The following is a 13,615-nucleotide window of genomic DNA, read 5'->3' as shown; positions in this document are numbered from 1 at the left end:
AGCTAACCAATTTAATTCTGCAATTGAATGGCTATTTATCCTGCCAATCGATTGCAGAACTTAATTTTTTCACCAAAAGCCAAAATGTGAACCCCCTCACTAATCTGTATCTTGCGGATTTTTCATCTTTCACTTTTTCAGTATGATGAGATACATCATCAAATCCCCACTTTTTTACATTAATTGCGCTGTACCAGTGCAATATTCGTGTAATCGAATGTAATAGCATTATTCCCTTTTTTTAATTTTGTTTGGCTAGAATGGCACGGCCGACCAGCTTCACCTTGCTATCGGCGCCAACGCAATAAGACAGGGATAATGCTATGACTGTAGACACTGGAAAGTCTGAATTGGTCTACCACGGCCGCCGGGCCCAACGCGCAGATAGCCGTCTGCGGCGCAAGGCGATTCTAGAGGCCACCCTGAGACTGATCGTTAAAGAAGGTATCCGCGGCATCAGGCACCGTGCAGTCGCCCGCGAAGCTAACGTTCCTCTCGCGGCTACTACTTATTATTTCAAAGACCTGAATGACCTGATCAGCGATTCATTTACTTATTTTGTTGAGCAGGGACTCGAGGCTACACGCCAACTGCATGAAGAGAGTTTTAGTGCGGCACGGAATTTATCCGCACAGGAGCGGGCGTCACATAGCAGTCGTAAACTGCTGATTCAACAATTGACCCGTTTCATTCTTACTCATGTCCGCACCCAGGCTGAAGACCGGGATCGCAGATTGGTTGAACTGGCATTCCGCAATGAAGCGCTTCGCAATGAACAGCTGACCCGCGCGGTGCGGATGGCCAATCACGCCAGAGAGTCAATGATTAAGGAATTCTTCCAATTACTGGGTCTGGCGGATTCTGAAGCGGCTGCACAAATTGCTCACGGTACGATCCTGAACCTTGAGTATGAAATTTTGAGTGGTGCTATTGCTATCGACTCACCGCTGTTGGAACGCACCGTCACCTTGATGATCAACGGATTAATTCCAGCGGCAACAGTTGTTGCTGAAACTGCAGCATACGGCTGAATCTTTCTGAATTACTCGTCTCCAGGAAACGGGTATGGAGTTGTCCCCTCCATACCCAACTCCTCTCCATATAGCTCTTTCCAGATATCTTCCAATAAAGATTAAGTGCAGCTTCCCGGTAGGGAGCTTACCCACTGCTTTAGTAATTCAACGCCCTCTGTATGCACCATGCTTCTACCTAATTCAGGCATCATGGCCCCAGGCGCGGTAGACTCTACACGAAAATTCAAAATAGAATTTTCAGGCTCTCCCGGTACTATTGCGAATAAATGCCCTCCACTGCCTGTACCCGCAGCAATAGGCGGTTTACATAGCCCAAGTTTGCGCCAATCAGTTTCGCCATGATGCAACATAAGCCCTGAGGTGTCTGCCGGCCCAGTGGGATTGTGGCAGTGGCCACAATTGATATCCAAATAAGCCCTGGCGCGATCCTCCAGCGACACAGTCGCATCGTAAATATTGGCATTTCTCGGCAAACTTTTCAGATCAGGCAGCCCTCGTAAATAGCCGGCCTTCTGCCAAAACAACAATTGATTCTCTACTCCGCTACCGTAGGGATAGTCTTTATTCAGATGTCGAGCTTTAGGGCCGAGAGGAGAAATGGCTTTGTCAGTAAACTTTTCTGCATGGCAACCAGCACATTGATTGGCGTCAGGTACTACATAGCTAAGGTTTTCCTGCTGCCCGCTCAGACGAACCAACTGAAAATTTTTCACATCTCCAGCAATCTCAAGAGTTGCCTCAGTCTGCTCTTTATTCCAGACATAGGGCAGCGCCTGCCAATTTTCCTGCCTGCGGATTAAAAGTCGTGTCTCAACGAGACGGACACGATTTAAATCAAGTGCCTGCCCAAAGCGCCCCTCAACATAATCCGCAGAGAAGTCATTGGTACGACGAACTACACCACTACTCTCCTGTGGATAGTAAAATGTCTTGCTTAAGATAGTTCCGACAGGGTAATTAAACTGTTCTTCTCCGTAGGTTGCAAAAGCCCCCTCAGGCAGCCAGACGGTTCTGAACTTATGAGCATAATCGGTAAATAACCCCGTATTTAAATCATAGGGTAATGCTCTTTCCGCAGGAAAGAGCACACCTTTCTCCAGCCTCAATAAATTCCATGCACTGAGTTTTTCGGGCACCTCTTCTGCTGGGAATAAATGAACATCCTTTTTGTATGATTCACACCCTGCAAGGCCAATCAGTAATAAAAGCCTCCAAATAGAGTAGATAAGCTTCTTACTTATTTGATTATTATTCTTCATTAGCTACCTCTATCACTGCCAAACGGTCTTCATTTGCCAGCTTTGAATCAAAGTCTAAAACTACTTTGGCAAGCTTTTCCAAATGACACTGATGAGGTGCTATATCCGTGGATATATTCTTATACTCATTTCCAAAATCTATATTGAGAATTCCTGCAGGTTCGTTATCAATACATAACTTTAATGCCTCAGGTATTTGACCATCCACCAGTTTACTTTGATCAACAACCCCATCCCAAAGAATATCCGGCAATGTACCTGATATTCCAAACATAGCTAACTTCAGAGCTTTTAACTTAAGATGATCTGGCGATGTACCACCGCCAGAAAAGTTATTGGCATAGATATAGATCCCCTCTGGGTATGGGTCAAAATCAGCCTGCGTAGACTTATCACTATAGTATCCAGCCGTAAAATAGCTGCTGATCAATATATTAGCAGTATCATTATCAGAAATATCATTTTCAAAAATCTCCACCCGATCATTCGAGTTAATAACCACCCCAGATCCTGCTGGCACGGCAGCAACCGGCGTGCCCTCATGACCAAAATTTCCAGTATTATTATTCTTTATCTGGTTATTGTAGATACGTGTACTGTGCCCTGGCTGCGGAAGATTAGGCATATTAAAAACAAGAATTCCCCCAGTATTATTCACAGCAATATTGTTGTAAACATCTGCACCGATCGTATTCTCTACCTCAATACCCGCCACATTAAATTCTGCACGGCTATTGCGAACAATAACATTCCGTGACTGACCGACATAAATCCCTGCATCTGAAGCACCAATAGCTACCACACCATCGATTAAAGTATTTTCAGTCTGTACAGGATAAATACCATAGGCACCATTCTGGGTAGACGGGCCATTGGTCCATTCAACACGAACATCCCTGATGATAATGTTTTTGCCTTCATTAATTTTCAGGGCATCGCCTATGGTATCCTCAATAGCCAACCCCTCAATAGTAAAGTTACTGGCATTAACTAATATCCCCTCAGCACCCTGAATTTGCCCCTCAAAGGAGAGGACAGATTTATCCATGCCAGCTCCACGTAGCGTTACCCCATCAATATTCAGGGATAAACTACGATTAATATGGAATTTACCCTCAGGAATAGTAATAACATCCCCGGTCTTTGCAGATATCAGTTTTTTTAATAATTGCTTTTGAAAATCAACCTTACTGGAACGGTCCTCAACTCTGGATTCAGGCCGTTCAGCACATCCAACGGGTACTATTAAAGCCAGAATTACTCCCATATACGCTAAAGTCTTCATAGCCACACCTTTTATATAAATTATTGTCAATTGAGCTACTCAAACCCTAAACTGGTACTCATGTACCAATTTAAAGGTGAAAACAGGACTAAATACACACTTTGATACTATCCAACCAACACCTCGCTATCAAGGCGCTATTATTAATACAGAAGACAACCCTAGAAATTCATTTAAGCGCCATACTCCCAAAAACAAAAACCACTTATTGAAATCAAGATGGCCAGAACTTCAATTAAAAAATGTCAGTTTCTGTATTTTCTTATTTACGTATTCTGCTCACTTGACGCTGCTGCCGAAATGATAGCGATACAGATCTCTGCTCCTAATGGATCAAACCTCTACACAGAACAACCTATCGATAAAAGTACAGATATCAAAGGAAGCGAGCCTATCTATATCAAAATATCATCGACTCAATATCAAGCAATAAAGTGCAAAGGCCCGTGGGGCGCTACAAAGTACAAAAAATGGATGACGGAGGGGCCTGGTTTCAAGCTCTACCAAAGTGATAAGCAGCTGCTCATTCAGGTTGTTGAACACCGGGTAATTAGCGCTGACATGGCCATTAACTCCATGAGCATACATTGCATGGACGCAGAACCTAAACAAGTTATTAAATCAATAGCGGAGATAGTGATCGAAAGATCAATAAATTCAGAAGAAATACTAGAGTTTGATAACGGGTATAAATTATCTTACCAGTACTCAATTACAAAAGGAAAGCCGTAAGTTAGTCATTCAGGAAACTATTCATGCCGGCATAAACTTTTGCGCACTCCCCTTTCACCAAGTCTTCAAGAATCAAAAATGGATGAATCATATCGGAAAAGTGAACATTTTCAGATCTAACGCCCACCTCTTCCACTTTCCGGTAGTAAATATCCCCTGTATCCCGGTGCGGGCAAAACTCCACGGTAAAAACTAAGGTTTCAGGAAGAGCTGCCGTAAAATCCATAAAAAGAGGGGATGCCTTTTTTCTACACTGTTCCTCAGCAAAATATTGCCCCAAGTACCAAATTGATTTTCGTGCCTCTAAAAAATAGCCTACGGCATTCTCTTCATGGGACCGTAAATGCATGGTGTAATCGAGAACCGGATAAATTAAAACCTGCTTTTTAATTTTAACGCTGTAGTCAAATTGAGCCAGGTGAGACATTGTGGCGGCCAGAGCGCCACCTGCAGAGTCCCCAGCGACAGACAAACTCGGTTGATAATATAAGCCCAATCTATCCAGTGCCGCCCAAACCCCAATAACTGCGGCATAGCAATCTGTTACTGCGCTCGGATAGCGATTCTCAGGAGCCAACCGGTACTCAGGCGCAACAACAATATGTCGAGTCTCCCGGGCAATCTTTCTGCAAATCGGGTCAAATGAATAAACGTTTCCAGCTACATGACCACCGCCATGAAAATAGACAAGAACAGGTAGAACTTCATCAGGATAGGGGACAAAGACTCTTACTGGTACATCGTATCCAGAGGCATAGATAATGCCATCTCGTACCGAGGCAACATCTGGAATATCGGTCACATACTTATCTATAAACTTTGTGGTCGATTCCCGAACATTGATGGGGCTGAACTCAAAGCCCTTCGAGTAGAGCTCTTTCATAGAGCTGTTGAATTCTTCGAGAAACCCCGAAAGGCGGTCATTTACTTTACGCATTGTCGTTACAGCCAGGATAGAAGAGACTTCGCCGTACCCGTGAATATGAGCCCCTTCACCGGGTACGACGTCGATAGCTTGTATCCCCACCACAACAACAGCCCTAAATCGCCTGGCGAAAATGCCTGAAACGACATTTCATCTAGTGATAGCTACGAGCCCAAACTACTCAAGAGGAGTAAAAGACCGGTGCGGATACATAACTCCAGAATAGAACTGTAGCAACCATAATAATGACTGCCATGACGAGTGACACCGTAATAATCGCACTGGCAAAAAGGAAGCCACGCTCTTCAGAAACACCCATCACAATAGGAATTCCCAAATAAAGCAGATAGACGGCGTAAGCAACCGCCAGAGTTGCGAGTAGTATGTCCAGCCACAACACAGGGTAAACCCCTGCAATACCCACAATAAAAATAGGCGTGGCAGTGAAACCCGCTACAACAACGCCTTTAAGGGGGTGAGTTTCGGCTCCGTAAGTCTTGGCCATCCAATGGATGAAATAACCAATAGCAGTGACAGCCAAAACCATTGTGCAATAAAATACGGCGACCAATTCCAAAGCACTTTGTCCCGTAATTCTCACCGGGGTACCAGTGCCAATCGTCCAGCCAACTTGTGTCGTGCCAAAATACCACGCAGCTGCAGGAAGTAATGCCAGAACGATGACATAAGGAACCTGTCTACGCAAATTACGTTCAGAGAGACTGCCAATAAGCTGCCACTGTCTACGTGGTTGCAGCATAAGGCCAAGCATATGGGTCAACATCTCGTTATCCTCGACTGTGCAAGGAACTATAAGCGAGACCTATTAGCTCAAATTGATCTTGGAACTGCTGGTCAAAATGAGGTGTACCGCAATCAGGCCACTCTCAAGCTCCAATTTATTTCTTATTTAACCCCTTCACTTTTAGGTGTTAAGGTCGCACAAGTCAACAAACTCAATTAAATTGGCGGGAATGTTTACGCGAGCGTTTCGCTTGGAAACAAGTAAATAGAAAACACTGCTACAAAAAAACCCGCGAAGGATAAAGCAGGATTTATGGTGGGGAAAAGCTGGTTACTAGACCCAGGCAGCCTTGGAAACTGCCCGGGTACGAAGATTCAGTACTTAAACTACAGGCTCAACAGAGTGCATCCACCCGTAAGCATCCTCAGAACGCCCCTCCTGAATATCCAGCAGTGCTTGTCGCAAACGCTCTGCAACAGGACCTGGGGCATCGGCTAGTTCGTACTCCCTATCGCCATCACCGATTACGCTGATAGGACTGATTATTGCAGCAGTACCACAAGCAAAAGCTTCGCTACAGTCTCCAGAAGCTGCCTGCTCTAACAGTTCATCAATGGGGATCGCCCGCTCAACAACCTTGTACCCCAATCCCTCCGCAAGCTGGATCAGAGAATATCGGGTGATGCCTTCGAGAATTGAGCCGTTCAACGCTGGGGTATATATAGCGCCATCAATGACCGCAAAAAAATTCATCCCTGACAGCTCATCGATACTCTGCCGATTAGAGGGGCTCAACCAAAGCGACTGATCATAACCTCGCTCTTTAAGGCGGCCGATACTAAGTAGAGAGCTGGCATAATTTCCGCCAACTTTGGCATCCCCAGTTCCCCCTACTGCAGCTCGAGCATCTTCTCTCTCAACCCACAAACGCATATTGCCGGAATGGTAGGCTTCCGAGGGACTAGCTATTACATAAAATTCATAGGCATTACTGGCTGAAACCGTTAGGTCCGGCTGGGTTCCCATTAGGAAAGGACGCAGGTACAGGGACTCACCGCTGTTGCTCGGGAGCAGGCCAGCGCAGTAAGCAGTCACAACACGAACGCCATCCAGGAACAAGGACTCAGGAACCGGAGGCATACATAAGCGCTTAGCTGAATATGCCATTCGTGCAGCATTCATTTCGGGCCTGAACAGTGCAGCTCCCCCCTCGGAAGTTCGATAGGCCTTCATTCCTTCAAAGCATGACTGCGCGTAGTGAAGTACCTTAGCAGCAGGGTCGACGGTCAGAGGCGCATAGGGGATCAACTCTCCACTACTCCAGCAACCATCCTGCCAAATGGCGCGAAACATTACTGGGGCCATGGCGGTTCCAAAGCCCAGCTTCTCGGGTGCTTCATAGCCCCGAAGGCTTACCGCGATCTCTGGATCGATATAGATACTCACTGAGCTCTCCTCTGAATTCGAATCAGCTGATTATGGCGCTTGTTACGCTGCAATCCAAATAGATCAACCTCTGATACAGCAACAGCAGTAATCTAACCCCAAATTCAGCATACTTGTTAGGACGATGATCCACCTATTTAGATTCCGCCATCCTGATGTGGCACCAGCGCCAACCAAGCCACTCGCTACACTTCGCTGCCAAGTCGCGATATCGGACGTAATCAACAAATTTTTGGCATCTACTTACAGTCCCTCACCCCTAATTTGCACTCCCAACTGCTAAACCAAAAGGGTGGTCACAGGCATGCTGGCGCAATGGGCATTAAGTGGCTGAAGTACCCGCCGCAGCTTCCTTCTTGGCACATAGTGCTAGCTATACTGACTAATACGCGGCCAGGCAGGCATTTATAAGCATCCAGTCGCGCCGTCACTGTGAGCTTGAGGATACCCCCTCAATGCGCTCAGGGTCGAGAGAACCACATTCAGGAGAGAACTTCCGCCGTATTCGCTGTTGCAGTGGGCGAGCGGAAATAAGACCCGAAAACTGACAGGTGCAGGTTCCAACCTCAGCTGTTTGGTATTCGGTGAAGCCAAATATGAAACGGAAGTGGTTCAATCGTGACACAGATAGATACCAGCAATTCCTTTGCTATCGGCTTGATGTTTACAGCCACAGCACTGCTGTGTAATGGCGCCCTGGCCGACGATGGCGCACCTGTGGCAGTCCAAACTAATGCACCTCCAAAAGCCTTTATTGAAGCCGCCTCGAAACCACTCAAGAAAACACCTCGACAGCTAAGGCCCTCCGAGGCTGTAGAAAATTACCGTGAACGTATAGAGGAGCTCGAAGCCCAATATGGTGCTTATGGCGCCGGTATTGATGAACAGCTTTTGGGGCTGGCCACCGCATTACAGAAAGCTGGCGATCATGAGCAGGCTGTCACTGAATTTCGTCGTGCAATGCTGATTAGCAGAGTCAATGAGGGGCTCTATTCACTAAGCCAAATCCCTATGATCAAGCGCTTGATCGAGAGTCAAATAGCGCTCAATCAGTGGGAAGAAGCTAACGACAACCAGCAGTACCTCTACTGGCTCTACCAGAAAAATTACGGCGAAAAAGACCCCCGTATGCTGCCAGTAATCAACAACTTGAGTCGTTGGCATTTACAGGCTTATGTGGAGGAAAAAGGGGACACGCTATTTGAGCACCTCATTAGTGCAACCAATCTCTACAGTTTGGCTGTGGATATCATTACGAAAAATTTTGGTTCTTCCGACTTGCGTCTTGTTGATGCCCTGCGCGGATTGAAAGCGACTAATTATTATCTCGCCACTTACAAGGGCGAACCCAATTCACCGGTATTTGTAAACGCCAGTTTTGGTGGTAGTAGCCCCGACTCACACCAGAGAACCAAACTCGATCACTACCGGATGAAAAGTTTTAAAACCGGGAAAAAAGCCATTACCCGTATCGTGGATGTTTATCAGAGAAACCCCAAATCCCCACCAGCTGCCTCTGCAAAAGCCAAGGTTGAATTAGGCGACTGGTACATGATGTTTAACAAGTGGCACTCTGCACGCCAAACCTATGGTGAAGCTTATAAAGCACTTTGGGATAACGGTGCCTCTAACGATGAAATTGAGGACATATTTGGACGGCCTGTGGCTTTACCCGCGCTCCCCGTTTTGGAGTCGGACAGCAAAGCCCTAGCCAATTCCCGGATTACGGTCTCCTATGATGTCACGGCTTTTGGCAAGGCGAGGAATATAAAAATACTCAGGGCTTACCCTTCAGATAAAGTGAAGATCCGCTCAAAAGTTAGAAACATTCTAAAACGCGCTAAATTCAGACCAAGGTTTGAAGATGGAGAGGCGGTGGAAACCCGCGGAATTGTGCAACGCTTTATATTCGACTGAGAAACCTATCACCACTGACACCAGCTCGATGTGGAATCTACGCAAATAATCAAATAACAACTATTTTTAAAGTTCCACATTGAGCATTTGCTAGTACCGGAAAAACACTTCATGTGTCTCACGCGGTCACACCGGCAAACAGTCTAGGAGAGAAAGAGATGACACCTCGAGCAGCGGTAGAAAAAATTCACCGCCACAGCTGTTTGTCAAATGTACTGGTACCAATTGCTTTGGCGGCGATCTTAACCGGTGGGTGCAAGAGCCAACAAACTCAGTCACAGCCACCAGCAATGCCATCTATACCATCCTCCAGTTCATCTTCCAGTTCTGCATCGCAATCACAATCGCAATCGCAATCGCAATCGCAATCTAGTAGCAGCAGTAGTTCGCAAAGATCTGGCCAATCAACGGCTTCGAGCAGTGGGCAGCCTAGTAGCAGCTCTTCCAGCCAGCCCAGTGCGAATATGCCTACAGCGAGATCAGAACAGAGCCAGTCCTCCAGTAGTGGAAGTAGCGGATCAGAGTCGAGGGATCAAAGTTCACCTGGGGATCAAATGCCGGACCCAAACGGTTCAAATGATCCATCGTCACCAATTTATACGGATCCCGAACAAACCAGTCAAAATGGAGAGAAACCTACTGATCCTTCGTCTGGTGAAGATGGAACGCCTCCCGAAGAAATTGATTTTTCTGAGGAGGAGCAATCATCTTCGTCTTCCAGCGCATCATCTAGTAGCTCAGCTTCTAGCAGCAGCTCATCCAGTAGTAACTCAGCGGCCAGCGGCGCGCCTGCCAGCAGTTCAGCTTCTGGGCAACCCGGCGGTGATTCGCCACGTTCCGGCAGTGCCCCCAATGAAGCTCCCACTTCATCGGCAGATCGTGTTGCAGAACTTGAGGGCCAGTTTGAATCCACTATGGTCAGCTATGACGGCATGATTTTGCGGGAGCGTGACTTTGTAAGAAACAGACCGGGGTCAGCCTCCGAAGAAAATAAAGAAGAGGCGATGGATGAGGCACCACCAGCAGGGGAATCCCTAGAAGACTTAATTCAATCTGCAGAAGCCGAAATTCCACCTCCCCCCAATGCAGGCCCAACATCAGGTAACGGCCCCAAAAATAATAACTCCAGTGGACAAATAACCGGTCCCGGACTGCCCGCTTCTGGACGTAAAGGTGATTTTAATCACGGTGGTTCACAGGCAGTTGTGCCCGCCGATATACCCAGTGGTACAGATGATGACGTCGTAGCTCGACAGATTCGTGAAGCTGCCACACGCGAGACTGACCCCGAATTGCGCGAAAAGCTTTGGGAAGAGTATCGCAAGTATAAAAGTGCAACGCAGTAGTCTTGGAGAACGCCGATATGTCGACCAACCAAAAAACCCGACCGGTTAAGTATCAGTTCATAACAAGAGTCGCAGCATTTTTTCTAACTCTTGTTGTTATCAATGGTTGTACCACTACCGAAGTCAGAACTACCGCATTTACTCCGCTAACAATCGAAGATAACAATGTTCCCGAAGAGAGACTGCTGGATGTCGGCGTTATTCAATTCAATCCAGGTCTCGATACAGCACAAGCAGATGAAGATGAGCTTGTTTTTCCCGAGCTTCGTCAAGCTGAATCCCGCTATATGGCTGTCACCCTTGCCGATTCATTGCAGTCCAGCCTGGGGTGGGGAGCTGTAAGGGTTATTCCATCGAGCCGCACCAATATTGATGTGACTGTATCCGGGCGTATTTTGCAATCTGATGGAGAAAAGCTGACGGTGGAAATCACCGTATCCGATTCCCGGGGGCAGTTGTGGTTTACCAAGCAGTATTCAGAGAACGCATCCCACTATGCCTACGACCGAAAGCACCCTACTGAAGGAGATGCTTTTCAGGGAATCTATAACCGTATTGCTAACGACATGCTGAATTACCGACAAAAACTTTCAAATCAGCAAATTGTAGAGCTGCGCACAATTTCTGAGATGCGGTTTGCACGGGATTTTTCTCCCCAGGCATTCAATCGCTATTTAACTCAAAGCGCTGAGGGTGTCTATTTTTTAAGTGCTTTACCCGCAGAGAATGACCCCATGTTACAGAGGGTAAGAAAAATACGGGAAAGAGATTATCTGTTTGTCGACACTCTGCAGGAGTACTACGGCACCTTCGCCAAAAGTATGGAAGTTCCCTATCAGGAATGGCGAGCCCGCAGCTATGAAGAAGTAAGGGAGATGCGAGAGTTAAAGCGCAAAGCCCGCAATCACACAATTATGGGAGCAGCAGCCATTATTGGAGGTATTGCAGCTGCTGGCGCTGGCACTGGAAGCGCCCAGGCAGCTGGGCAGGTTGGGATCGGTGCTGGGGGCTATCTTGTTAAAAGTGCATTTGACCGAAAATCCGATGCCAAGATGCATTTGGAAGCTCTGCAAGAATTAGGAGACTCCATCGAGGCAGAGGTAGAACCACAAATTGTTGAGCTGGAAGATCGCACTATTACCCTCACAGGTACTGTAGAAAATCAGTATCGGCAATGGCGGGAAATTCTAAAGGAAATCTATGAAGCCGAAACTGGCGCAGTCAGTAACAGCATTTAAATCACGTTAGAGGTACCCAAAAAGCACGCTAATCAATGTGATTAGTTATTACTGAATACCCAACATCTTCACTGGGTCATTGAATAACACGGCGGAATCACTATGCAGCACCGCGATAACTCCAAGGAAGATACAGTTCATATAGAGCCCGCAGAATTCACATTCGGCGGAGAGGAAAGCTCTAAATCCCCTAAGTCAACGACTGCCAACACTATTCATCAACGGGAGCAAAGGTCCTACTGGCCCGCCGTTCTTGGAGTGATAATGGTAAGCGCACTGGTCGGTGTATTTTGGGGGCTTCCTCAAGTTGTAAAACCACCAAAGCGTTCAGCCGATACAATTGTCTCCGCACAGCCTGGAAACAGCGCAGCTGTGGAGAGCAACCAAAAATCTCCTTATAGCGATGCAGAAATAATGCAGCAGCGCAGGGAGGTTCAAAAGGTTCTCCAGGAAATTCTTGAAATCAAAGAAGAGCTCAAAGATCGAAAGGTAGAAGTATGGGCTTTTGAAGAATTCTATTCTGCTGAAGACTTGGCTCTAAAAGCCGATGAAATTTATCGCAAACGCAATTTTATGGCAGCACTCGAAAAATACCGGGAATCACTCCAGGCATTAGAGTACCTGAAAGATAGTATTCCCGAGCGCATTGAGACGCATATTAGTGAAGGTAATCGAGCTCTGAGTCAGGGAGATAAGGATTCCGCCAGCGATGCTTTCAAGATGGTATTAACCATATCCAATAACCATCCCAGAGGCCTTAAGGGTATTGAGCGAGCCGACAAACTCCCCCTCGCTTGGTGGTACTTAACTCAAGGAACAAAGGCATTTAAACAGGCCAAATTGGATTTGGCTCAGGAACAGCTCAAGAAATCTCTCGCGATCGACTCAGAAACAGCCGATGCTCAGGATCTATTGGCAAAGGTTGAGGGTGCAATTACAGAAAGGGATTATCAAAGCGCGATGTCATCTGGCTACGGTGCAATTGCCGAAGAAAAATTTGAATCGGCAAAATCCTATTTTCATCGAGCAAAGAACTTAAAGCCAACAGCAAAAGCCCCCGATATCGGCTTAGCACAAGCACAAAATGAAGCTGACAGAGTGCAGATAGAAAAACTCCTCCAACAAGCCCGCATGGAAGAAACCAAGGAAGAATGGCACAGAGCCCTAAAAAGTTATACAGACCTGGTCAAGAAGGACTCTAGCCTGGTGGACGCAATAACAGGCAAGGCTAGAGCTGCTGCCAGAGCAAAGCTGGATGACCAGTTAAAAGACTTAATTCAAGATCCATTAACCCTTGGCGAAGGTAAAAGGAACTATTTTGCCCGACAAGTACTAACAGACGCTCGCAAACTCAATACTAAAACCCCAAGGCTGCAAAGACAAATTGAAGACCTTGAAAATGCCCTGACACAAGCCCTGATCCCCTTACCGGTTAAATTCAAGTCGGATCGAACCACCAGTGTCACCATTTACCATGTAGGGAAATTAGGTAATTTTGACCAACGGGAAATCGCGCTGAAACCTGGGCGCTATATCGCCATTGGTACCAGAGAAGGTTACCGGGACGTTCGCCAAGAGTTTGTTGTAAAACCAGGTAAGCCCACAACGGAAGTTGTTATCCAATGTGCCGAAAGGATAAACGGTGCCAATAATAGTTAAATGAGAGAACCCAGACAGCAGCATAAACT

Annotated in this window: 11 protein-coding genes; 6 read left to right on the top strand and 5 right to left on the bottom strand. The window is 46.6% G+C overall.

Annotation, left to right across the window (positions count from 1 at the left end; translation table 11 throughout):
- The first annotated feature begins 323 nt into the window (after positions 1 to 323).
- Positions 324 to 1,031: a TetR/AcrR family transcriptional regulator gene (locus ACJJIE_RS20305; protein ID WP_282934272.1), complete on the top strand. Its 708-nt coding sequence runs from the start codon at positions 324 to 326 to the stop codon at positions 1,029 to 1,031.
- 101 nt (positions 1,032 to 1,132) lie between these two features.
- Here the strand turns inward: ACJJIE_RS20305 and ACJJIE_RS20300 are convergent, their stop codons facing one another.
- Complete coding sequence (locus ACJJIE_RS20300; RefSeq protein ID WP_444892791.1) at positions 1,133 to 2,293, bottom strand: SO2930 family diheme c-type cytochrome; 1,161 nt, start codon at positions 2,291 to 2,293, stop codon at positions 1,133 to 1,135.
- A complete protein-coding gene (locus ACJJIE_RS20295) occupies positions 2,283 to 3,578 on the bottom strand; it encodes a parallel beta-helix domain-containing protein (protein WP_444892790.1) in 1,296 nt (431 codons plus the stop codon). The genes ACJJIE_RS20300 and ACJJIE_RS20295 overlap by 11 nt, the downstream gene beginning before the upstream one ends.
- A gap of 219 nt (positions 3,579 to 3,797) precedes the next feature.
- Between ACJJIE_RS20295 and ACJJIE_RS20290 the strand changes: the two genes are divergently transcribed.
- Positions 3,798 to 4,310: a hypothetical protein gene (locus ACJJIE_RS20290; RefSeq protein WP_444892789.1), complete on the top strand. Its 513-nt coding sequence runs from the start codon at positions 3,798 to 3,800 to the stop codon at positions 4,308 to 4,310.
- Position 4,311: 1 nt separating this feature from the next.
- Here the strand turns inward: ACJJIE_RS20290 and ACJJIE_RS20285 are convergent, their stop codons facing one another.
- From ACJJIE_RS20285 to ACJJIE_RS20275, 3 genes are all read right to left on the bottom strand, one after another.
- Entirely contained in the window at positions 4,312 to 5,340 is a 1,029-nt protein-coding gene (locus ACJJIE_RS20285) for an alpha/beta hydrolase (RefSeq protein WP_444892788.1), read from the bottom strand.
- Between the two features lie 76 nt (positions 5,341 to 5,416).
- Complete coding sequence (locus ACJJIE_RS20280) at positions 5,417 to 6,019, bottom strand: Yip1 family protein (protein WP_282934278.1); 603 nt, start codon at positions 6,017 to 6,019, stop codon at positions 5,417 to 5,419.
- A gap of 342 nt (positions 6,020 to 6,361) precedes the next feature.
- Positions 6,362 to 7,426 (bottom strand): branched-chain amino acid aminotransferase, encoded by a 1,065-nt coding sequence (locus tag ACJJIE_RS20275; protein ID WP_444892787.1) that lies wholly within the window; start codon positions 7,424 to 7,426, stop codon positions 6,362 to 6,364.
- 618 nt (positions 7,427 to 8,044) lie between these two features.
- Here ACJJIE_RS20275 and ACJJIE_RS20270 point away from each other — a divergent pair.
- The 4 genes from ACJJIE_RS20270 (at position 8,045) to ACJJIE_RS20255 (ending at position 13,586) form a co-directional block, all read left to right on the top strand.
- Positions 8,045 to 9,343, top strand: a complete 1,299-nt coding sequence (locus ACJJIE_RS20270) for a hypothetical protein (protein WP_444892786.1) — start codon at positions 8,045 to 8,047, stop codon at positions 9,341 to 9,343.
- Positions 9,344 to 9,897: 554 nt separating this feature from the next.
- The gene (locus tag ACJJIE_RS20265) at positions 9,898 to 10,689 is read left to right on the top strand and encodes a hypothetical protein (protein ID WP_444892785.1); all 792 of its coding nucleotides are present in this window, start codon (positions 9,898 to 9,900) and stop codon (positions 10,687 to 10,689) included.
- Between the two features lie 17 nt (positions 10,690 to 10,706).
- Positions 10,707 to 11,927 (top strand): hypothetical protein, encoded by a 1,221-nt coding sequence (locus ACJJIE_RS20260; protein WP_444892784.1) that lies wholly within the window; start codon positions 10,707 to 10,709, stop codon positions 11,925 to 11,927.
- 102 nt (positions 11,928 to 12,029) lie between these two features.
- Positions 12,030 to 13,586: a tetratricopeptide repeat protein gene (locus ACJJIE_RS20255; protein ID WP_444892783.1), complete on the top strand. Its 1,557-nt coding sequence runs from the start codon at positions 12,030 to 12,032 to the stop codon at positions 13,584 to 13,586.
- The last annotated feature ends 29 nt before the right edge of the window (positions 13,587 to 13,615 follow it).

It is taken from the genome of Microbulbifer maximicatervae (SeqCode) (assembly GCF_052467325.1).
Note: the sequence above shows the minus strand (reverse complement) of the source record. Positions and strands in the feature narration are given on the sequence as shown.